Below are 23,999 nucleotides of genomic sequence, written 5' to 3' on the forward strand. Positions count from 1 at the left end.
GTATCGGTGAAGAGAGGCGAATTGTTGAAAATTTTAAAATTAGCGGAAAATAAACGAAACACGGGTAATGTAGAAACTCGTAATCATTACGAGGATTTGATTATTCGGGTGAAAGAGGCGTTGAATATGTGATGATTTTACACCTTATAACATACAAATTAAATAAGTTAGCATGAAGAAAAGTTTATTATTAATTGCGTTATTGTGTCCGCTTTGGCTGTTTGCCCAAAGCGAGAGCGACTATCGTACGATCAAAGGAGTCGTGATGGACTCCGTGACGAACGAGACTTTGATTGGAGCTACGGTAATGATAGACCCGGATGCGGCAGAGGCTAAGAATCTCGGCCCGAAGGGAACGATTACTGATTTTGACGGAAAGTTTGAATTGAAAGTGCCGAAAGCGGTGAAATATGTGGTGGTTAGTTTTGTCGGTTATAAAAATGCGAAACTGGACGTGACGAAGACCACGGAATTTAAGGTTATGTTGCAACCGGACCAGGAGCAGTTGACCGAGGTGGTGGTGACGGGTTACCAACCTATTGAAAAACGTAAGGTAACTTCTGCGATTCAAACCGTAAAAATGGATGATATTAAACGGATCGGTGTTGCCAGTATTGATCAATTATTAGAAGGACAAGTTGCTGGTATGACTGCAATACCAACAAATGGAGCGCCAGGAGCACCGAGTAAGATGCGTATTCGGAGTACGGTATCATTAAGTGGAGGGACCGACCCGCTTTGGGTTTTGGATGGAATGATTTTGGAAGGAAACGATATTCCAACAAATTTCAGCGACAAGGATAATATTGATAATTTGTATAATACTTCAATCGCTGGCGTGAATCCCGCTGATATTGAAAATATTACTATTTTGAAAGATGCTGCTGCAACTGCAATTTATGGTGCTCGTGCTGCAAATGGTGTTATTGTTATAACGACGAAGAAAGGGAAAGCTGGTAAAATGCGGGTGAATGCATCTGCGGCAATGTTCGTGACTGTAAAGCCCGATTTAGGAAAGTTGAATTACATGAATTCTTCTGAGAAAGTTGATTTCGAGCTAAACATGGCAAGTATTGATTATCCTGATATGGAAAAATCTTTGAAGGGGGGAGTTGCTCGTATTTTAAATAATTACGGTCAATGGGATACGTATCGTGAAGGTGGTTTTAATGCAATTTCCCAAGAGGCGCAGGATGAAATTAATACGTTGCGGAAAAAAAATGTCGATTGGGGGGATGAAATGTATCAAACAGCTGTGAATCAACAGTATAATTTGAGTGTGACAGGTGGATCCGAAAGAGCACGTTATTTTGCTTCTGCGGGTTATTACAATGAACAAGGTTCGACAATTGGTACGAGTTTCGAACGTTTTAACGGAACATTGAAGACAGATATAGATTTACGTGACAACCTTCAAGTGAGTTTATCTTTATTCTTGGCACAGAGTACGCGTAAAAGTTATATTACAGACTTGGGTGGTTTCACGAATCCTGCTAATTATACCAGAACCGTTAATCCTTATTTAGAAGTAAAGGATGAAAATGGAATGTATATATATGACCCAGATATAGAAGGTGTTACCGGTTTGGCAGGAGAGAGATATGTACCATTTAATATGGTAGAAGAGCGGGAGAATACGGATTATTCTTTGAAAAATTTAGCCGTAAAGCCATTGATTTCATTGGAGTACAAGCCGTTCACGTGGTTAAAGTTATCTACATTATTAGGATTGCAAATAGAAAATTCTCAAACAGAGAAGTTTGCGGATAAGGATACCTATTATGTACGTAAATATAGGGAAACAGCCTATTCATTTAAAGATGGTTATTGGATTCCGGAAGGTGGAATTATTCAGAACTGGACAGATGATATGTCGCAATATCAATGGAGATTGCAGGGTGAGTTTAATAATGTTTTTGCAGATAAACATGCTGTAAACGTGATGGTTGGTTATGAAATGCGGGGTAATAAATCAACTCAGATTCACACAAAAGGATTTGGGTATGATTCTAAAGCCTTAACGACGAAACCGCTTAACTTCCCTGATGGGAGTGACTACTCTTCGAGCACCCTATATCAGCAGTATAAAAGAACGGAATATGAAAATCGTTACTTGTCTTATTATATGACAGCATCTTATAGTTACGACAATCGGTATACCGTATTTGGAAGTATGCGTTTTGATGGATCGAATCTGTTTGGTGTTTCAGATAAATATAAATATTTACCTTTGTGGGCTCTGTCTGCAGCATGGAATGTGGATCAAGAAAGATTTATGGATAATGCTGAATGGGTGTCTAGTTTGAAGTTGAGACTTTCTTACGGATTGCAAGGTAATGTGGATAAAAATACATCTCCTTATATAGTTGGTACTTGGGGAGAAACCTCTGGTCTTGGGGATTCAAGTGAACCTACTATTACCGTGACCTCTCCACCTAATCAGAAATTGCGTTGGGAAAAAACCTCAAACTGGAACTTAGGTGTTGATATGGGGGTGTTGAATAATAGAATCACCTTCAGTATTGATGGGTATTATCGTAAGAGTAAAGATTTGATTGGAGTACGTTCCTTACCTTTGGAGAATGGTTTTGATTTTACCTCGATGAACTGGGCTCAGGTTACAAATAAAGGATTTGAGTTTACAATATCTACGGTAAATGTTCGAACTCAAAATTTCCGTTGGGCAATGGATTTCAATATCGCTCATAACAAGAGTAACGTGGATCGAATTACAATACGGGAAAATGAGCGGATGCCTTCATTACAAGGATATTCTGTCGGTGCTTTATTCAAATTGAATACAGCAGGAGTGGATGAGAATGGATACCAAATGTTCTGGAAAGATGGACAAAAAGTGTCATTAAAGGATTTCTTTGCTTTGGATTATAGTTCGGAAGGACTTCCTACAAGTACTTTAACAAACGAGGAGTATAGTAAATTGTTTACTTATGCGGGAACGACAGAACCTAAGTTTACAGGAGGTTTTATAAATAAATTCTATTATAAGAATTTTGATTTGACGATTAGTACAAGTTTCGTAATAGATCAGACAATGCAGGAAACTCCCTTCTATTCTCCTTCTGGCATGTCTCCGGGTACGAACTATTCGAAGAGAGTTGCGGATATCTGGTCTCCTTCTAATCCCAATGGAATATATCCAAGAATCATGAACCATTCATATTGGATGGATTCAGATAATGATTTTATTTACACGTGGATGGATGACACGAATGCCGGATTTAAAAACTATGATTACTGGTTTAAGGATATGAGTTACTTGCGAGTTAATAGTATTCGTTTAGGTTATTCTTTACCTGATAATGTTCTTAAGAAGTTAGGCTTTGGTGTAGCCCGCATTAGTGTAGAAGCAAGAAATCCGTTCGTGATCGCTTCTAGTTACAAAGGGTATTTTGATCCGGAAACTTGGGGAAATGTTTATACGCAACCTCTGCCTAGAACATTCTCTTGTGGAATAGATTTAACGTTCTAATTTAAAACACGGTAAACATGAAAATTAAAAATGTAATATATTCGATATGTTCTGTGGTAGTTCTGTCTTCTTGTAATTATTTGGACATAACTCCTGCGGGAAAGGTGATACCAGAGAAGGTGACTGAATTTAGAGCATTGGTTACATCTGCTTACACGACAGTTCCAGCTTATAAGTATTTGTTGTCAGTTAGATCTGATGAGTTGTTTCCTGTATCTAGTGGACAGACGTATTCTAGTTACATCAATATTGCTCTATGGAACGATAACGCATCGAACTCTTTGGTAAGTTATCCATGGGGAGATCTGTATAAAACGATTTTTTATGCGAATAGTGTGATTGCAGATGTGATGAGTGCTGAAATTGACACGCAAGATGATTCTCGTGAACAGGTAATGGCAGAAGCGTTAACATTACGGGCTTTCATGCATTTTGAATTGTTGAATTTGTATGCTAAAACTTATAATGCGAATACTGCTAGTTCTGATAGGGGGATACCTGTTGCAACCTCAATTGATATTGAGCAACGTTATGTTCCTTCGACAGTTGAGAAAGTGTATGAACAAATTTTGAGTGATATTGAAGAGGCAAAAAGTTTGTGGAAAGTGGAAGAACAACCGGAAGGAACGAAATATCGTTTTTCTAAAAAGACTGCTTTAGCTTTAGAAGCTCGTATTCGTTTGTATCGTTCGGAGTGGGAACAGGCATTAAGTTTGGCAGAGGAATTGATTCCTACGTGTGTATTGGAAGATTTTAATGATCCTCAAGCAACTTTGCCTTACGTGACATCTTCTAAAGAATCTTTGATGAATTTGGAAAAGATTGTGGGTAGTAGTGATGTGCGTGACTTGTACGTGCTTCCGGAGTATATGAGTAAATATAAAGATGGAGATTTACGTCCAGCTAAATTCTTTGTAAAAGACGGAGAATATTATAAATTAGTGAAAGGAAACGGGGATAATTTGAAGGTTTCTTTCCGGGGAGCTGAAATTTATTTGATCTCAGCAGAGGCTGCAGCTCATGTGGATGGTAAATTGGATTTGGCAAAAAATCGCTTGAAAGCATTAATGGAGAAACGTTTAACCCCGGAATTGTATGCCGAGAAATCTGTAGAAATAAATTCTATGAATCAACAGCAATTGTTGGAAGAAGTTGCAGATGAAAGAGCCCGGGAATTTGTTATAGAAGGACATCGTTGGTTTGATTTGAGACGTACAACTCAACCGGAAATCGTGAAACCTAATCCAAGTGGTAATACTTCGACGATTACGTTGGGTTCAGGAGGCGTCGGTTATGTTATTCCGTTCCCAACTGTAGCAACGGAATCTAATCCGAATTTGCACAATTAATTTGTATGTTACTAGGTTGATCTAGTAGTTGGAAGGCCGTGGGGGTGGTTCCCCACGGCTGTTTTTATTGCTACATGAATTATTTTCGTTATTTTTGTGAATACAGAAACGATGGATGAAAGAATCCGGAGAAAGTATTGATAAAAATAGCCTATGAATGCAATTATAATTGAAGATGAATATCTTGCAGCGGCAGAGTTGGAACGGCTGTTGGGAGAGGTAGCCCCGGAGATCACGATATTGACGAAACTGGATTCGGTGAGCGAGAGCGTGAAATGGTTGAAGAAGAATAAAGCCGATGTGATTTTCATGGATATTCATCTGGGGGACGGGCAGAGTTTTGATATTTTTGAGCAGGTGGAGATCACGGTACCGGTTATTTTTATCACGGCTTATGATGAATATGCGCTCAAGGCATTCAAATATCAGGGGATTGATTATATATTAAAGCCTTTTGATAAAGAGGAATTACAGCAAGCATTGAATAAACTGGAATCTCTTTCCCCGGTAAATGCTCCTTTCCCCGTGGCATCGTTGACCGTGTATCAGGAGCGTTTCCTGGTTACCGTGGGGACGAAGATGAAATCCGTGACGGTGGGGGATGTTGCCTATTTCATGGCGGATGGGAAATATCTGGTACTTTTCACCCGTGACGGGCAAAATTATATCTTGGATCAAACGATCAGTGGTATAGAGACGAAATTGAATCCGGCACAGTTTTTCAAGATCAACAGGAAATTTATTATCAGCTATAATTCGATCAAGGAGATGGTGAAATATTCCAACAGTAGAATCAAGATCGTGTTAACCCCGGCACCTCCTGCCGGAATTGAGGCAATCGTGAGTTCCGAGAGGATTCAAGAGTTCAAGCAATGGCTGAATCAGTAATTATTCTATCGGAATGTTGGTATCAGCCCGGTAAGTAGCGGGAGTTTTTCCTGTATGTTTTTTAAAGAATTTTCCGAACGAGGATTGATCGCAGAAGTGAAGGCGGTCGGCAATCTGTTGCAACGTGTAATCCGGATTCCGGAGTAGTAGTGAGGCTTGGGTGATTAGTTCATTGGCGATCACTTTATTTGCCGCAAATCCGATATATTTATGTGTTATTTTTGTGAGGTAATGAGGGGTGATGTTCAGTTTGTCTGCGTAGAACAAAACTTCGTGCTCTTCTTCTATATGTTGCGTGAGAAGCTGGGTAAATTGATTGCAGAGTAATGAAGAGCGAGAGATTAATCCTTTTTTCTGTTGTTTTTCCATCTCCGCGAAGATCATTTGTGCAACCTTTAAATGATACAGTAAAACTGCATGTTCGAAGATACTTCGGTTTAACGGGCTTTCATTGGTTTGCGAGTTTTCCACGATGAGACGGAAATAGTCTGCCAAAATTTCGATTCCGGCCTTGGGGATTGTGATCGTGTGTTGAAAACGCATGGAAAGGACATCCCGGAAGGGGATCGGTTTGACCCCGTGATCTGCTCTGTCCATGAATGATTTGGGCAGGATGATGATGTGTCCTTTAAAGTCGTTACCCGGTGTCATCTGGGTGATGGTGTTCACCGGTTTAATGTTGACGATATTATTGTTTGAAGGGGTACATTTATGCCGGATGTTATCAATGACAATTTGAAGCGTTCCTTTTAAAATGACAATGTTTATAATGATGTTGGATATGGGTGGGAATTGCTGCAGGACGGTGTGGTCGAAACTATCGGCTTGTAATTCAGCGAACAATACCTCTTGTTCGACTTGTTTGTTGGTTATCAGGGAAGAAAGAATGTCGATGTTTGCCATATCCTTGTTTAATTTATAGTACAAAAATAAGAAATACGGATGAATACAAAAAAATGATTCGATCCGTATTTCAATCTATGAAACTATCTCCCTCCTCCGAGAGCCTGATAGAGCGTAATCGTGTTGGAAATTTCCGTCAAGTGGTTGGTCACTTGATTTACTTGTGCTTCCAACAAGGTTTGTTGGGCTGTCAACACTTCCAGGTAAGTGGTCGACCCGTGTTTCATGAGTAACTGGGTGCTTTTCACCGCATCTTGTAGATGTTTTACTTGTTTTGAGTAATTTTCTGCTTTTTCCCGTGCGCTTTTCACGGCAACCAAGGCGTCGTTCACTTCGATGCCGGCTTCAATGATTGTTTGACGGAAAGATATATCGGCTTCTTTCTGTTCGGCTTTGGCAATGTCAAGATTGGCTTTTAGTGTCCCTCTATGGAATAGGGGCTGTACGAGCGACCCGACAATATCGTATAGCGAGTGTCGGAATTCGTAGTTTCCCGATATGGTCAAAGCGGGGTAGAAGGCTGCACGAGCCTCGTTCGTGGCATAAAATGCCTGAGCCAAAGTGTACTCGGCTTGTTTTACGTCCGGACGATTGGAGAGAACATGAAGTGGTACTCCCACATGAATCACCTCTGGAGCCAACCAGTCAGCGAGTTCTCCTCGCTCGATCGGGTGGGGTGTTTCCCCGAGTAAGGCGCAAAGTTGATTTTCCGTTTGTTGAATCTCTTGTTGGATATCGATCAGGTTATTACATACATTGTAATAATTTGCCTCTGTTTGTGAAAGTGAGGCGGCATTGTATTTCCCGGCTTTCATCAACCGGCGGGTGACTTCCACGTTTTGTTTCCAACTCTGTTCTGTTACCTCGTAGATTTTGTATTGTGCATCGAGGGATAACAAGGTGTAATAGGTGGAGGCTACCGTGGCAATCAATTGCGAGCGTACAGCTTGCATGTAAGCTCCTGATTGGAGGTAAGCCGCCTGTTTTCTTTTCTTGGCGTTACGCAGGTTCCCGAACAAGTCGACTTCCCAACTTGCATTTACAGGTAATTGAACGTCCCAGGAACCATCGAAATCTGCACTGGGTGAAACGTTGAACGAGGGGAGAAATGCCAATTTTGATGCTTTGAGAGAGGCTTGTGCTACCTGAATTTTCAAGATTGCGCTTTGCATATCGGCATTATTCTTTAAGGCGGTTCTTATCAAAGCGTGTAGTTTTTCATCTTGAAAAAAGGTTTGCCAGTGTATATTTCCTGTTGAGGCAGTATCCGGGGAAATGATGTCCCCGTAGGCCTTGTCTGTTATATCGTAGCGAGGCGTTTGGAATGTCTCGTATATGCCGCAGCTCCCCATCGTGAGTATGAAAATACATGAAACGATGGTGCGATGTATCTTGTAAATAATTATTTTATTCATAACGTTCTTCTTTCTTTTTGTGAATGATAAAACCGTATTTTTCCTGAAGTCTTTGCATGATGATGAAAAGGGGAGGAACGATGAATAGCAAGGCTATTGTTCCGATGATCATGCCCCCGACAACTCCGGCTCCCAAAGTACGATTCCCATTAGCTCCCGCACCACTGGCGTAGAGCAGGGGCAACATACCGAAGATCATGGTAAGTACGGTCATCAAGATGGGACGCAGGCGGACTTTGGCAGCGTCGAATGCCGCATCTTCAATACTCATTCCGGTTTGTCGACGCTGGGCTGCATATTCCGTGATCAAGATGGCTGTTTTTGCCAGCAGACCGATGATCATGATCATACCTGTTTGCAGGTAAATGTTGTTTTCGACATCGAATACCTGTGCCGCGATGAAACATCCCAGGATTCCGAAAGGCACGGAGAGGATAACGGCAAACGGGACAAAGAAACTCTCGTAGAGAGAACAAAGTAACAGATAGATGAATACTACACAAACGATAAGGATAAATACTGTATTATCTGATTGGCTTTGTTCACGGGAGGAACTTCCGAACTCGTAGCCGTATCCTTCCGGCAATGTATTTTGTGCCACTTCTTTGATGGCGTTGATGATGTCTCCTGAACTGTATCCGTTGGCCATGGTTACGTTGGCCGAGATACAGTTGAACAGGTTAAAACGGCTCAGACTTTCCGGACCGGAGGTTTTGGTTAGTGTTACATATTGGCTGACCGGGGCCATTTCATCCCCGTTTTTGAAATAGATGTTGTCTAGGGAATGTGTGTCCAGCCGATATTCCGGGCTGGCTTGGATGATGACCCGGTATACTTTTGAGAAGCGAATGATGTTGGAGGCATAGATTCCACCGTAGTACCCGGAAATGACATCCAGTATATCGGAGGGGGAGATCCCGGCCCGCTTACATTTTGCTGCATCCACGTCCACCACGTATTGTACGTAATCCACTCTGAAGGAGCTGAAAGCGGACATGACTTCCGGGCGTTGGTTCAGTGCGCTGAGAAAGTTTTGGGCAACATCATAGAAATCATTAATTTCCCCGCCTTTCTTGTCCTGCAGGTAGAGTTCCACGGCATTTCCCGTACCGTATCCGTCAATCATACTTGGAGCCATGACGAAGACCGAGGCCTCTGTAACTTGTTGCATATCCCGGTTGAGTCGATTCATGATTGCCGTGGAGGAATGTTCGTCACCTTTCCGTTCGGACCAATCCTTGAGCTGGATAATAAGCATCCCGCTGGATGAACCGGAACCACCTGTCATGCTATGGCCTACTACTCTGGAATAGGCTTTTATCTCGGGATAGGACAGAACAATCTTTTCAATCTGGTCCATGACCCCTATCGTGAATTGCATATTACTTCCGGGTGCGGTGCTGACGGAAACGAACAAGGTACCCGTGTCTTCATCGGGAATTAAACCGGTTTTCGTGTTATTCATCAGGAGAACGGCAAGGACAATGGAACAAGCGAGTGCTATTCCGGCAATCCATTTCCGTTTAAACATGAGGCGCAATCCGGATTGGTATTTGTTGTACAGTGCCAGATAGGAAATACTGTATGCTTTTTTGACGAGGGTGGTCAGTTTGCGGTCTTTGGATTTCCGTTGAAGTAATAGTGCGCTTAGTGCCGGACTTAATGACAGGGCGTTGACGGCAGAGATTGCAACGGCAACGGCCATTGTCAGACCGAATTGTTTGTAGAATGTTCCGCTTGTCCCGCTTATGAAGGATACGGGGATGAATACAGCCATGAATACGATCGTGGACGTGATGACTGCTGCCGTGATGTCATGCATGGCGTGACTTGTTGCAGTGGCAGAGTTTGTTTCTCCCGAATCCATTTGAGTCTGTACGGCCTCAACGACGACAATGGCGTCGTCGACAACTGTTCCGATCACCAGTACCAGGGCAAACAACGTGAGTAGGTTCAAGCTGAATCCCATCAAGTAGATGAAAGCAAAAGTTCCGATAAGGGATACGAGGAGTGAAAGTGTGGGTATTAAGGTTAGTTTATAGTCGTGAAGGAAGAAAAATACTACCAGTACGACGAGAACAATGGCTTCCAGCAATGTTTTGACAACTTCACCGATAGAGGCAAAAAGGAAATCATTGGTATTCTGGAGATATAGGTAATCAAGTCCCGCGGGGAACGATTCTGATAATTCTTCCAGTAATGTTTCTATTTGAGAGTTGATTTCCGTGGCGTTGGAACCGGCAGTCTGGTTGATCATCATGGTCACTCCGTGGTGTCCGCTGATCCCTCCGGCATAACTGTAACTCTGGTCTCCCAATTCGATTTCGGCGACATCTTTTAACCTTAGGACTTCTCCGTCTGCGGTGGAACGTACCACCAGTTCACCGAATTCTTCCGGGGTCTGGTAACGTCCCCTGTATTTCAGCGTGTACGTGAATACATTGTCAGAGTTTTCTCCGAAAGAACCCATTGAGGCTTCAATGTTCTGTTCATCCAGCACGGTCGTGATGTCTGCCGGGACAAGTTTGTAGTGGGCCATCGTTTCCGGGTTTAACCAGATTCGTATACTGTACGTGGCTCCCATGCTTCGGACTTCCCCGACGCCTTCGATACGCTGTATCTGTGGAGCAATATTGATATTGATGTAGTTTGTAATGAATGACTCGTCGAATGAGTCGTCCGGGCTGTATATACCTAGAATGGCAAGAGTACTGATCTGTCTCTTCCCGACCGTGATACCTACTTTGGTGACTTCACTCGGTAGTTGTCCTTGTGCTTCCGATACCCGGTTCTGCACGTTCACGGCTGCCTGATCGGGATCTGTTCCTTGTTTGAAGTAAATGTTGATACTGGCGGAACCTGATGATGCGGAGGATTCCATGTAGGTCATGTTTTCTACCCCGTTGATCGTTTCTTCCAGGGGGACGATCACGGCTTTCTGGACGGTTTCCGCGCTTGCCCCCATGTAGGATGCGGAGACATGAACTGTAGGCGGAGCGATGTCCGGGAACTTTTCTACAGACAGGGATTGCAATGCCAGTAACCCCAAGAATACGATGGCTATGGATATACAAATAGCCAGTACGGGGCGTTGTATAAATCTATTTTCTTTCATGGCTTCTTTTATTTTTCAGGAGACGTGGTGTTTACACTTTTCACTTGGACTCCATCTTTGAGCAGTCCGGCACCGGATGCAATAATTTCATCCCCGACTTTTAACCCGTCGAGTACGATGTATTCTTTACCGTCATTGGTGGAAGAAACGGTAATTTGTGTTGACTTGGTTTTGCCGTCAATAATCTTGTAAACGAAAACCTTGTCTTGTAACTCGAAGGTCGCTTCTTGTGGAATTAGAATAATATCGGTGTAAGTTTCGGGGATAACCACGCTCCCGTTTGCCCCGCTATGAAGAAGTCGGTCCGGGTTGGGGAAGACTGCCCGTAGGGATGCCGTTCCCGTGTTCTCGTTGATGACACCGCTGATACTGGCCACCCGTCCGGTTTGGTTGTACAGGGTTCCGTCGCTCAATTTGAGTTGAATATCGGGCATTTGTTCCAGAGCTTTTTCCAGAGTTCCGTACTCCCGTGCCATGTTAAGCAGGTTGTTTTCGTTGATGGAAAAATATACGTACATTTCTGAGTTGTCGGACACGGTTGTTAACGGTTCGGACATCGTTGAACTAACGAGTGTTCCCTGGCGATAGGGAATCGTACCGATCACCCCGTCTGATGGACTTTTGATTTCCGTGTAGGAAAGGTTGTTTGCCGCGTTGATGCGGGATGCCTCCATTTGTGCCAGAGTTGCCTCTGCCGTGTGTAACTGGTTTAAGGCCGTTTGGAGTTCATAATCGGATACAACTTGGTTGTCGTATAACTCCTTCGTGTTGTCATAGTCTAAACGGGCGGAGGCGACCCCGACTTTTGCTGCCGCGTAATTGGCTTCTGCCACTCCCAGGGCTGCATTATAGGGTACCTGGTCTATAACGAATAGAATCTGTCCTTTCTTGACCCTTTGTCCTTCCGTGACTTTAATATCGGTGATTTTGCCCGATATTTCTGCATAAATACTGACATCTTGTTTTCCCCGGATCGTTGCGGAGTAGGATGTTGATAGGGTTTTACTACTGTCTTTTACGACAAGGGTTGCGTACTCCTTGTTTATCGGTTGCGATGTCTCGTTCTTGCAGGAAGAAATCATTAGCACGAATCCGATTAATACCAAATAATAATTTTCTTTAATTCTCATATCCTTTTTCGTTTTGTGTGTATTCCAAATAATTGGTGTAAAATAAGCTAATAGAACTTATTTTGTCCATAGCCATACCCGCACGGGTTTGGTTCAAAACGAAACACTTTTTTATTGTCAGGAAAATGGAGATTAAAGTAAATGGAGCCGTGACATTGCCACGGCTCCATTCCCCTATTGATTACCTAGTTGTTTAACCTGTTTAATTTCCCATAAAGACGATACCGACACTGATCGTGAAGTTTTGCATGGCTTCCACTTTCCCGGATTTGGTTCCGTAGGTGTATTTAGCCCCAATGTTGAATGCAAATTGGTCATTGACGGGGATAATGGTACCTATTTCGGGTGCGAAAGCGAATTGCCATCTTGCGTTCGTGGCAGTGAATTGTCCCAGATCGGTTTTTAGTTCTGTCCAACTGGTACCTAGTCCGAGTCCTAGGTAAGGTCTGAACATGGTGTTTTGATCTGTCAGCCAGTAACGTCCCATCACCATGATGGGTACCGTGTTGATGTAACGGTATTGATAACCGGTGATCGTGTGTATATCTTTACTGCCTTTGAACAGGAAGTCTCCCGTTAATTTACCTTTGTCCTTGTAGAACGTGTTCCAACCGATCATACCCCCGATAGAGAATTTCTCGTTTAGGAAATGATGGTATTCAAGATCCATACCCCGGAAACTCATTTTGCCGGCATAGTCATTCATTTTTCCAAGTGGAACAGACATCTGGTAGTTTAAGTTCAGCATTTGTCCTTTTACTAATGGGCTAAGCCCGAATAGTATGAGCGATATAATTAATAACTTTCTCATAATCGTTTAAATTTAAAATTGACAATTAATGATCTATCCTACTATTTTTTCAAGTATGGTGACTGGATGAAACACTGGTCAATCGTTGTTTCCATTCTGTCAATAATAGATTGTTTTGATCCTTGTAGCAAACCGTCGGCGATACCGCTCCAGAGTACAGGAACTTTCTTGGTTGAGCTGGCTTCTTGGTTGGTTGCGATCATGTCAATCACGATGGAACCACTTCTGTAAGAGTATACCGTTACCGGGTACCACGGGTATGAAGGACCCCAACCCGGACCCCATGTCGGACCCCAGATCCAGTTCCAGCCCGGATACCAACCCCAGTAGTTATACCAGTAGTCAGAGCCATAATAGTAGTTCACGTTAGAGAAAGCTGATACGGTGACAATGAAACTCGGTTGTTGATCCTCCTCGCTAGTCGGTTCGATGTACGAGTATCCGAGTTGGGTAAAATTGTCTTTTACCAGTTGTAAGATTTGGGCATCGAATTCGTGGTTCGGAGTTTCTCCTTTTGCCACGAAATAAACAATAGTGTCGGGGAGCGAGAATGTGGTGTACTTGGTGAAGTCCGCATTTTTGTCATAATTCGTTATGGCAACGTCCATCTCCTCCACGTTGTCAGCGCCTCCGGGATAGCATGATACCAGAAACTGTGCAAACAGCCCGATGAATGATAAAAATAATAAACGTTTCATACTGTGTTAGTTTTAGTTTAACAATTGTTGCTAATATATTTATCTACAACGAGATAATCATTACAAGCGATGAATGTCAAGTTTTGCTCACTTGTGAGGTTGTATACGCCGACTTGGACGATAGGTTTCAGCTACACGATTATTTTTTTTCGTGAACCTGTTCTGTGTTAATCCGGTAGTATGAATTTTTAGAGGCTATTCGGGTTCCGTGCTTAGGATAAGGCGGTAGTTGTGATCTTTGGCGATATTCATCACTTTCACGATTTGTTCCAAGGGAACAGATTTATCTGCTTGAAGAGAGATACACGGATCTTCCAATTCCCGTAGTTCTTCCACGAGTCGGCGCTCTAGCATGGAGAAAGGGATTACTTTTTCGTTCAGGTAGAACGTGTAGTTTTTGTCGATAGACACGACCGTGACAGGTTTGTCCGAAGTTTGATTCGTGCTTTTGGGTAATAATAATTTCAATGCGTTGGGATTAATCAACGTCGAGGATATCATGAAGAATAGCAACAATAGGAAGAATATGTCGGTCATGGACGACATGTTGAAATTCGGGTTGATCTTGCTTTTACGTTTTATTGCCATGACGAAATAATTGAAAATTATTTTTTGGGACGGAGGTATTCGATAAGTTCAGAGGAGTAGTGTTCCATGCGGAAAACGATTTTGTCAACACGGGCAACCAGAAAGTTGTAAGCCAATTGACCGATGATTCCGACGATCAGCCCGGCCACGGTGGTGATCATGGCGGTGTAGATACCCCGGGAGAGAAGGCCGATGTCGATGCTGTTTCCGGCCATGGACATATCGTAAAAAGATTGTACCATCCCGACCACGGTTCCCAAGAATCCGATCATGGGAGCGGTTCCGGCACAAGTGGCTAAGGTCGGAAGACCTCGTTCCAAGTTGGCGACCTCGTAATTGGCCGTGTCTTCCATGGCCTGGCGAATTTCTTGCGGGTCTTCGTTGCTTATTTTGATCCCCTTGGCGATAGTGTGTGCCAGTGGAGAGCCTTCTTTTTCACATTCTTCGAGTGCGACACGTGTGTTTCCGGTTTTCAAGGTTTCTTGTATTTTTTCCATGAAAGGGACATCCGTTAGCCCTGTTTTGCGGATAAGCCAGAATCTTTCGCAAGCAATGTAGATAATGATAACAGACAATATAAATATGGGGATCATCAACCAGCCGCCCATCACGACCATATCCCATAGATTCATTCCAGCATTGTTTGTAGGTGCAGTTTGAACTGCCAGTATAAAAGTTTTAATCATACTCGTTTTTTATAGTCGTGCGAAGATAATGTGGTTTTTACGAATTCACAAATTCGAGGGGAGAAAGTTTGTAAAGTCTATAAAGTTCATAAGGTTTGTAAAGTTAATAGAGGCCTTCGAACAATGTTTAGCGGCAGCTCTGGCTGCCGTCGACAAAGCTAACCGCTAAAGTTAACGGACGTTATGAACTTTTAGAACCGAAGGTTCAACTTTATAACTTTACAAACTAGAGGTGTGTCAAAAATCCTTTGACACACCTCTTTTTTATCGGGATCTGATCTCCTTTCTCATGAAAGAACCATACGAGAGTGCGAAACAGATGACGGTGGCAGCAATCAGTCCCGAGAGTTGCGGCCAGACAACCATTAAACTTTGTCCCAGTGGTAGCGGGCTGGGGATTGCCCCATGAACTTGTTCCATGGTCAAGGGGCCCAAGCTACGAACCGAGGGCATCAGTAGTGTCGTGGTTGCCTCGTTGAAGAGCATGCTCGGGGCAAAGCGTAACAGGTTGAGCATGAATTTCTGATAACTGATGACTTGGTAGGCGCTAGCCATGGCCGAGGGACTGATGGCTTTACCGACCAAGTTGATAATCATGTTGTAAAAGACGCTGAAGAATAACCATACGGCCACGCATGCCAGAGCCGAGGTGGCGGCTTGCTTGAACTTTATCGAAAAGAAAATGGATAAGTTCAGCCAGAAGGCCACGTAAATAATACTAACCACCACAAAGGCTATAATGCGTAAAAACTCTTCCGCTGTCGGCGGTATTCCTATCGCTATTAGCCCGAATCCCATAACCAGAAGTGCCAGGGCTAGTAACATGCTCCCGATAACGATCAAGGCTCCCACGAATTTGGCGTTGATCAGGTAATCCCGATGAATGGGTTGGGACAGGATGCGACTAAGCGTTCCTTTACTTTGTTCGGAATTGATAGCATCAAACCCGAGCGCGATGCCTAATAACGGTCCGAGAAAGTTAATGAAGATCACGAACGAGGGCAGGGTGCCGTCGGATACGGTGAATAGTTTCAAAAACAAAAATGAACCGTCGGGATCATTGGGTTTGATGGCTGCTCCGATATTGGTTAATGCCGTGTAGAGGGAACCCATGCAAGTCAGCGCGATAATGGCTATCAGGATAATGAATTTCCAGCTTCTGACATGGTCGGCGACTTCTTTACGGACAATAACCCAGAACGGACTTTGTATTTTATTCATGGCTTTTTCCTCCTCCGAAATAACGGTTATACATATTTTCGAGCCCGTGTTCCTCGTTTTGTAACTCGTTGACGTTGACCTCTGCCAAGAGTTTACCTCCCCCGAACAGGCCTACCCGGTCACAGATTTGCTGAACTTGATCCAGATGATGGGAAGAGAATAGCACGGTCAGTCCGTTTTCTTCTCTTAACTGCCGGATCAAATCCATGAATTCCTGAACCCCTGCCGGGTCAATACCGGATGTCGGTTCGTCAAGGATAATCACTTCCGGTTGCTTGATCAGCACATCCGCCAGTCCGAGACGTTGGCGCATACCCCGGGAGTATTTCCCGGCTCTCTTCTGTGTGTCAACCGGTAGCCCTACCCGTTCGAGCAATTCCTTGGCCTTGGTTCTTGCATCCGCTTCCGGGATCCGGTTCAGGCGGGCCGTGTACAACAGGTTCTCGATACCTGTCATGTCATCATAGAATCCGACGTCTTCCGGCAGGTAACCCACCTTTTCCCGTACCTGTATCGGGTTCCGGGTTGAATTGATCCCGCAGACCTGTACCGTTCCGGAAGTCGGATCCGTCAATCCGAGCATCATTAGGATTGTCGTGGATTTACCGGCCCCGTTCGGGCCGAGAATCCCGAATATTTCCCCTTTCCGGACGGATAGATTTACGTGATCAACAGCGGTGAATTTCCCGTACTTTTTCGTCAGTTCATGAAGTTCGATGATAGGCTCGCTCATGATCTACCTCCTTCCATATTTGCGGAACAGGTAGTACACGCATCCCAAGGCGACAAGGATGACCAGTACGCCCATCCAACCCCAGATCATGGGTGTTCTCACCGCAATTCTGAAATCTGCCGAGGAGTTTACTTCCGGGGTTTTGGCAGATATTTTAGTCACGTAATCTCCCGGAAGAGCTTTTTTGGATGCTTTTACCGTGGCCGTGACGTTAGCGGTTTCACCTGCTTTCAAGCGATTGATTTTTGCCGGTTCGAAGGTTACTTCCCAGTCAACCGGTTTGTTGGCAGATAGCTGGATGTCCTTTAGTTCTGCCGATCCGGTATTCCGGACAATTAAATCTATATTCTTGTTATCTCCCGCGGTGATCTCGCTGCTGAGCAGGCCACGGGGTGTTGTCAGTTCCATCTGGTAGGTTCCCGTGATCACAACTTCCAGCTCCAGCTCGGCAGAGGTGGTGCTTGTCGTTGCTCGTACCGGAATTTTGTAACTTCCAGCTTCAACGTTGGCCGGAGGGTTAATGTCAATCGTGATGCTCTGTGTGGCATTCGGTTCAACTTGGGCCGATGTGGCTTGCTTGTAGTTTGCCTTGAAGACCACGTTCCAGCCTCTGGGTGCTTGTGCCATCAGCGCGTAGAGCTGTTGTTCTGCCGTTTGGTTTTTCAGCGTGGCATTGAAGGTAAACGAGGATTTGGAGTTCCCTTGCATGTTGGGTTGATTCGTGGTAAAATCGGTTTGGTAGGTACCCTGTTTGGAGACCGTGATCGCGATGGGGAGTTCTCCAAGTCCCTCTGCAACAACCGTGAAACGGTAAGTCCCTTTGTTGACTTTTAGCGGGATGTCCACTTTTAACGAAACGTTCTTTTTCTCGTGGGGTAGGACTGCAAGTTCACTGATGGTCCACGTGCCGGCCTTTAGTTCGTAATTCCAGCCTCGTGGCAGTCCTTTCACGGATAAGTTCACGTTTTTAACTACATCGTAGTTGTTGATAACGTCAATACTGTAGTTTACAGATTCTCCCGGTGGAACAGCGATTTTCGTGTAGGGAGTGTACAGAATCACATTTTTGTCGGATTCCGAGGCCTGCAATTGTATGGGAAGAACACCCATCAGCAGTACCAGTAATAGATTAAAATAATTTGCACGCATTGTCATAAAAATTTTCGTTAGATAATTTTGATATGATTTTCAATACGTTCCCAAATATATATACTATCTGTATTACTTATTTTTAAAAGATTTGAAAAAAAATTATTTTGGTTCATAAGGTTCGTAAAGTTTATAAGGTTTGTAAAGTGACGGGAGTCCTTCGAACCGTGTTTAATGGTTGTTCTAGCTGCAATAGACAAAGCGTCCTGTAAGGACGCTTTGACTTTATGAACCTTATAAACCTTATGAACTTTATACCCCCATCATAGTAGCATGATCACGCTAGCCGATAGTGTGCTGATGCAAATCCAAAGGATGATGCCTAACAGGATCGGTTTGAAACCTACTTGTTTGATGGTATCTTTAGAGAGTCCGGCACCGATAAGGAATAGCGTGAATAACATTCCGACTTTAGCGAATCCCACAATCTGAGTGTAGAAATGTCCCCATTGCGGCGTGTAGGTAGCGATGATCATGGCGACAATGTAGAAGAAAATAAAGTAAGGAATGGATATTTTTGATTTAGTGTTTGTTCCTTTATTATAGAAGAAGGCGGCAATCAGTGAGATCGGGATGATCCAAAGTGCCCGAATCAGTTTGGTCGTGGTGGCGATAGCCAAAGCCTCGTTGCTGTATGTTTTGGCTGCACCGACCACGGAACTCGTGTCGTGGATGGCAATAGCGCACCAGTATCCGAATTGATGATCGTCCATTTCCAGCCAGCGTCCGATTATTGGGAATATGAATAGTGCCACGGCGTTAAGCATGAAAATGGTTCCCATGGCCACGGTGATGTCCTTGTCTTTGGCTTTAATGACAGGAGCCAAGGCGGCAATGGCACTTCCCCCGCAGATGGCGGTTCCCCCGGAAACGAGGAATCCGGTGTCCCGGTTGACTCTTAGTTTGCTGGTAAAGAACAATCCCAAACCGATGGTAACGACAATGGAAAATATAGTGAACAGGATTCCTGTTTTCCCGGCTTCGATGGCTTGTTCCACGTTCATGCCGAAACCTAGTCCTACAACGGAAATCTGGAGAAGTATATGGGTGATCCGGCTATTAATTGCCAAGAACGGGTGACCGATAGTCAGCGATAAAATTAGACCTAGTAAAAGGGCAAAGCCCGGATCAAGAAATGGTACAAGAAATAAAGCTACGATGAAAAGTACTTCCTTTTGATTTTTGTTCAGTTGAATTTTGCTCATAATCTTTAGTTATTTGTTCGGTGCAAAATTCTCTCAAATATATGAATCTTGGAAATAAGAAATATTCAGATGGTATAACTAAAAGTAATATATTATTCGTCCTTGCAAATTTGAGATAGGAAAGTTATCCGTTTCATAGAAAGTCTGGCACAATAGAACATTCTACATCATTAATAATCTCATCTATCAAATTATTAGCACGTGATATGGCTTCTTTCAATAGTTTCATATCAATCTCAATGGACACAATGAACAATAATTGCAATGTTACTAATTATTCTTCTTATAATTTTCTACCTGCTCCAATACTTTTTGAAAGACCTCTTCATCCCATTGAGGAGGATAATCCTCTTTGTAGAGAAGGTAGGTGAGTTGACTAGCGAGCTTATTTTTCAGGTTGTCGTTATTCAACCAATCGGCATAAACAGCGGTATCATCAATCAGAGTCTTGATTTTCTTTGCCAACTCAATACAACGTTTATCCGCATATTCAAAACCGTGTTTATCTCGAACTTCAACAAGGACATCAAAGAATGCTTTTTCTTCGAAAGTGATACCCAATTCCTTGAATTTCTCACTATCAGCCTTAAGTTCTTTCAGAATGTTCATCAATTTGTTCGACAGCCCGTTGATTTTGTATGAAACAATGTCATATACATCGTCCACGACGTTCTGTGTCACATCATTGGTAAATGTCAACCTGTCCCGTGTGTTATAGGCATCTATTGTATCTTCAAGCATTTTCTGGAAATGTTCGGCCTGTATCTTGTTTGTCCGGTTGTATGCTCTGATGGCTTTGGCGACAAGTTTACAGAGAATCTGGAACTTGGTGAACGGCATTTTTATTTCATCCACCTCTTTGGCAAACGAGTCACTGAAAATATTTTCTTCAACACCTTCATTCATTACTCGTTCCACACCGCTTGCAAGAATTGCTTCCTGAACCATCTGTTCCACATACCTGTTCATGCTTTCCGTGTCGTGCTCTGTAGTGGTCATTTTGTTTACGTATGAGCAGATGCCCATGAAACATTGGCTCCATGCAACCTCCTCTTCAGTCAGAATGCCGGCTGGGTTACAGATATTATAAGCTGAGCGCAGGCGTTTGACATGTTCCTTGAAAAGTTTGAGGAAGGAAACCTCTCCTTTCCGTTCAACACTGTTTGCAAGGATATGTTCAGCAGCTTCCTGAATAAACTGAAGGCGGGCAAGGTCATTGTTCCCGAAAAAACGGTCAAATGCTACTCCAGACAATCGCTCTTGCAAAAGTTGCAGTTCGTTCTGCAATACTTCATGTGCAACCTCCAAATCTTCTTGTGGTCCGACTTCTCCACCATATTTTTTCATGGCCTTCTTCATCTCTTCGCGGATGCCTATGTAGTCGATAATAAAACCACATTCTTTTGTGCCGAATTTACGATTGACACGCGAAATGGTCTGAATAAGCGAATGTTTCGATAATGGTTTGTCGTTATAAAGCATTGTCAAACAAGGTACATCGAATCCGGTGATCCACATATCTACATTGATGGAAATATGGAAATTTGACTTTTCCGATTTGAACTCCGTATCAAGAAATTTACGATATTCCTTGTCTCCAAGCAGATTGTAAAGTTCCTTTTCATCATCCTTATCTCTGGTCATAACCATATTGACAAATGCGATGTCGTTCAGTTTGTTCTTTTCGTCTGCTGTCAATACAAGTTCGTTCAATGCTTTCTTTTTCTTGAACCAGTCAGGCTGCATCTCTCGCATGATTTTATACAGTCTGAATGCGATCTTGCGGTCAGCGCAAGTAATCATAGCCTTTTGCAAACGGTCTGTTGTCTCAGTCCGACGCTTATAATCTTCGATAATGTCTTTTGCAACACGGTGCAGGACATCTTCATCACCGATAATCATCTCCATGCTTGACATGGCGGCCTTGCTCTTGGCAATATTCTCCGGTGTTGCACCCTCGTCCGAACATAGACGATAATACTCTTCTACTTTCTCTGCTTGTTCTTTATTAAGGAACACACGAGCCAATCGAGGGTCATATTTGATTGGGACGGTGATTCCGTCATCCTCCGATTCTTTCATCGTATATTGATCTACTACCTTTCCAAATACATGTATGGTTTCATCAATAGGTGTTCCGGTAAAACCTACGTATGTAGCATTCGGCAACGCATCCCGCAAGTATTTTGCAAAGCCGTATGTGATTTTCGCTCCGATCTTATCGGCCTCTCCTTCGGTTTGTATGGACAGTTTCGAGCCGATATTGTTTTGGGAACGGTGAGCCTCGTCACTCAAACAGATAACATTGGAACGTTCTGTCAGCAATCCTGTAGTTTCTGCGAATTTTTGGATGGTAGTAATATAAACACCTCCGGTCTTGCGCATACTCATCTCTTCTGCAAGTTTTTGCCTTGTCTCGAAGACTTTTACTGCTTCATCCTCAAGATATTGCTTCGAACGACAGAACAGTTTTCCGCTTTGTGTCTCCAAATCCTCCCGATCCACTATGATGAGAATAGTCGGGCTACCTAGTTGTTTTCTGCATCGCAAAGCCAGTTGGCGGGCAAGGAACAACATGGTATAGGTTTTCCCACACCCTGTGGCTCCGAAATATGTCCCACCCTTGCCATCACCTCCGATAGAACGTAAATGGTTCAGGATGTGGTCTCGCAGTTTGCGTGTAGCAAAGAACTGCGGATAGCGGCATACGATTTCAGTCGTGTCGTCTTCTTTTACCGGATCGGGGAAATAGACATAGTCCCGTAATATCTCCAATATACGTTCCGGTGAAAGCGCTCCACGAATGAGCGTACGAAGTGTGTCAAGTCCTTTTCCGGCTTTGTCTTCATTCTCAATCTTTTTCCATTCGTAGAAAAATTCAAATGGCGTGTAGGTCGTACCCAAAGCGTTCTTTGCACCATCGCTGATTACAGCCAATGCGCAATATTTCAGCAATGTCGGAATATCTCGCGTATAACGAATGCAAATCTGCGTATGAGCATCGCGTATGGTGGCATTCTGCTTGGTCGGATTTTTCAGTTCAATGATGCAGACGGGTATGCCGTTTATGAAAAGCAAAATGTCGGGGCGACGGTTCTCACGGCCTTGCTCCATGACAAACTGATTGACGCAACGGAAAATATTATGGTCGGGATGCTCGAAGTCGATATATTCCAGGCGGAATGGATTATTCCGCCCATCGCTGTATGTAAAGTCGTAACCATCACGATATAGCAAAAAAGCATTCCGAAGAGCGTAATAGTCATTTTGCCCGCCTGTATTGCGTAGATTGGCGACAATACCGTCAATTTCGGCAACCGTCAATTTCTTGTTTTTGTATTGAGTGGCAAGAAAATTTCTAAGATCCTCTTCGATGAGTGGGTCGGTATATTTCCTGTGAATGTCATCACCGAATGTATATTGCCAATGTGCCTCTCGTAGAAGAGCGATAGTTGCTTCTTCGAATTGACTTTCATAATATTTCCCTTTATTTGCCATGACCGCTGCTATTTAAGAATGTATGATATGTTGAAGCAATGCAGAACAAATCTCACGAGAAAGTCTGTTTGCTTCTTCGGCTATTTGTTTGGCTTCGTTAGCGCATTTGTAGATATTGACGATTGCACGTTGTAACTCAATAGAAAGTTTCGGTATTTCAATATCAATAAATCTGTTCCAATCCAAATTTGCTCTTACACTTGAATCACTGTAAAACCAACCTAATCTATCCATTTCCGGATTTTTGAATATCATCATGAAATACTCTGGAAGAATTGGTTCATTTTCATCAAGAGCGAAAATTGTATAAGCAGGAGATATTAGAGCCGGAAGATCTTTATCATACAATGCTATACGAATACATTTATCTCTGCCTGTCTGCATACCACTAAATGCAAACTCACCTTTTCTAATAACCTTATATTTGCTTGTATTTATAGTGTCTATTGAGGCTACTGTTGGCATAAATGTTTTATTATTATTCAACCCCAAAACCTCATAGGAATACCCTTCTTTATTTATCGTATCTACAATTTTTATCGCATTACCAATACGATACTTATCTACATTATTCTTTTTTGCCTTGTGTATATAACTTTGACAAATTTGCATAAGTGGAACAGCCTTAGCCTCGTTTTGTTCTTTGATTTCCCGAAGTGCTTTCCATGCATTCACCACCTTCTGCTGTTCGTCAGGAGATGGCAACGGAATTTCAATATCAAGGAAACGTGGCCAGTCCAAGTTGGCTCGAACACTGGAATCGCTAATGAACCAACCATAACGATCACTTTCGGTGCGATTAAAATATATGAAAAAGTATTCTGGCAAGACTTTCTTTTCGTCGTTGATGACAAAAGTTGTATATGCAGGAGAAATTAAAGCAGGTTGTTCGTTGTCGTATAGCCCAATGCGAATACAGATGTCTCGCCCTGTCTGCATACCACTAAACACAAACATTCCTTTTGTAATAATTTTATATTTGGCTATATCAACTCCGTCCAAATTTGCAACAGTCGGCATAAATGTTTTGTCTCGATTTATACCGATTACAGGATAGTTGCCACCTGCGGAGTTTCTTTTATCACATTGCTTGATGTACTCTCCCAACCTAACCCATTTT

At 43.1% G+C, this 23,999-nt stretch carries 17 protein-coding genes; 3 read left to right on the plus strand and 14 right to left on the minus strand.

All coding sequences use genetic code 11. From position 1 onward, the window contains the following. The first annotated feature begins 172 nt into the window (after positions 1-172). The 3 genes from AB5542_RS06780 (at position 173) to AB5542_RS06790 (ending at position 5,727) form a co-directional block, all read left to right on the plus strand. Complete coding sequence (locus tag AB5542_RS06780) at positions 173-3,490, plus strand: SusC/RagA family TonB-linked outer membrane protein (RefSeq protein WP_288215416.1); 3,318 nt, start codon at positions 173-175, stop codon at positions 3,488-3,490. 17 nt (positions 3,491-3,507) lie between these two features. After that, positions 3,508-4,839, plus strand: a complete 1,332-nt coding sequence (locus AB5542_RS06785; protein WP_279038852.1) for a RagB/SusD family nutrient uptake outer membrane protein — start codon at positions 3,508-3,510, stop codon at positions 4,837-4,839. A 153-nt stretch (positions 4,840-4,992) separates the two neighbouring features. Further along, positions 4,993-5,727, plus strand: a complete 735-nt coding sequence (locus AB5542_RS06790; RefSeq protein ID WP_087422521.1) for a LytR/AlgR family response regulator transcription factor — start codon at positions 4,993-4,995, stop codon at positions 5,725-5,727. Here the strand turns inward: AB5542_RS06790 and AB5542_RS06795 are convergent, their stop codons facing one another. From AB5542_RS06795 to AB5542_RS06860, 14 genes are all read right to left on the minus strand, one after another. Further along, complete coding sequence (locus tag AB5542_RS06795) at positions 5,728-6,630, minus strand: helix-turn-helix domain-containing protein (RefSeq protein WP_118260707.1); 903 nt, start codon at positions 6,628-6,630, stop codon at positions 5,728-5,730. A gap of 83 nt (positions 6,631-6,713) precedes the next feature. Next, entirely contained in the window at positions 6,714-8,021 is a 1,308-nt protein-coding gene (locus AB5542_RS06800; protein WP_410518809.1) for a TolC family protein, read from the minus strand. Between the two features lie 16 nt (positions 8,022-8,037). Beyond that, positions 8,038-11,160, minus strand: coding sequence for an efflux RND transporter permease subunit (locus AB5542_RS06805; RefSeq protein WP_279038849.1), 3,123 nt, complete (start codon positions 11,158-11,160; stop codon positions 8,038-8,040). Positions 11,161-11,168: 8 nt separating this feature from the next. Beyond that, positions 11,169-12,290: an efflux RND transporter periplasmic adaptor subunit gene (locus AB5542_RS06810; RefSeq protein WP_279038847.1), complete on the minus strand. Its 1,122-nt coding sequence runs from the start codon at positions 12,288-12,290 to the stop codon at positions 11,169-11,171. Positions 12,291-12,492: 202 nt separating this feature from the next. Next, the gene (locus AB5542_RS06815) at positions 12,493-13,101 is read right to left on the minus strand and encodes an outer membrane beta-barrel protein (protein WP_087422527.1); all 609 of its coding nucleotides are present in this window, start codon (positions 13,099-13,101) and stop codon (positions 12,493-12,495) included. Between the two features lie 41 nt (positions 13,102-13,142). Next, on the minus strand, positions 13,143-13,799 hold the full coding sequence (locus AB5542_RS06820) for a DUF4136 domain-containing protein (RefSeq protein ID WP_027201729.1): 657 nt from the start codon (positions 13,797-13,799) through the stop codon (positions 13,143-13,145). 195 nt (positions 13,800-13,994) lie between these two features. After that, a complete protein-coding gene (locus AB5542_RS06825; protein WP_027201730.1) occupies positions 13,995-14,387 on the minus strand; it encodes an ExbD/TolR family protein in 393 nt (130 codons plus the stop codon). A gap of 17 nt (positions 14,388-14,404) precedes the next feature. Next, positions 14,405-15,073, minus strand: a complete 669-nt coding sequence (locus tag AB5542_RS06830) for a MotA/TolQ/ExbB proton channel family protein (protein WP_087422529.1) — start codon at positions 15,071-15,073, stop codon at positions 14,405-14,407. Positions 15,074-15,337: 264 nt separating this feature from the next. Continuing rightward, entirely contained in the window at positions 15,338-16,294 is a 957-nt protein-coding gene (locus tag AB5542_RS06835) for an ABC transporter permease (protein ID WP_279038845.1), read from the minus strand. Beyond that, positions 16,287-17,027 carry an ABC transporter ATP-binding protein gene (locus AB5542_RS06840; RefSeq protein WP_279038843.1) on the minus strand — a complete coding sequence of 247 codons (741 nt, stop codon included), beginning with the start codon at positions 17,025-17,027 and terminating at the stop codon, positions 16,287-16,289. The genes AB5542_RS06835 and AB5542_RS06840 overlap by 8 nt, the downstream gene beginning before the upstream one ends. A 3-nt stretch (positions 17,028-17,030) precedes the next feature. Next, positions 17,031-18,176, minus strand: coding sequence for an NEW3 domain-containing protein (locus AB5542_RS06845; protein ID WP_279038841.1), 1,146 nt, complete (start codon positions 18,174-18,176; stop codon positions 17,031-17,033). A gap of 263 nt (positions 18,177-18,439) precedes the next feature. Then, the gene (locus AB5542_RS06850) at positions 18,440-19,381 is read right to left on the minus strand and encodes a YeiH family protein (RefSeq protein ID WP_279038839.1); all 942 of its coding nucleotides are present in this window, start codon (positions 19,379-19,381) and stop codon (positions 18,440-18,442) included. A gap of 270 nt (positions 19,382-19,651) precedes the next feature. After that, complete coding sequence (locus tag AB5542_RS06855) at positions 19,652-22,879, minus strand: type I restriction endonuclease subunit R (protein ID WP_279038838.1); 3,228 nt, start codon at positions 22,877-22,879, stop codon at positions 19,652-19,654. 12 nt (positions 22,880-22,891) lie between these two features. Then, the gene (locus tag AB5542_RS06860; RefSeq protein ID WP_279038837.1) at positions 22,892-23,986 is read right to left on the minus strand and encodes a restriction endonuclease subunit S; all 1,095 of its coding nucleotides are present in this window, start codon (positions 23,984-23,986) and stop codon (positions 22,892-22,894) included. Between the last annotated feature and the right edge of the window lie 13 nt (positions 23,987-23,999).

This window comes from Butyricimonas sp. RTP31003st1_G1_RTP31003_210430 (assembly GCF_040920905.1).
GTDB lineage: Bacteria > Bacteroidota > Bacteroidia > Bacteroidales > Marinifilaceae > Butyricimonas > Butyricimonas paravirosa.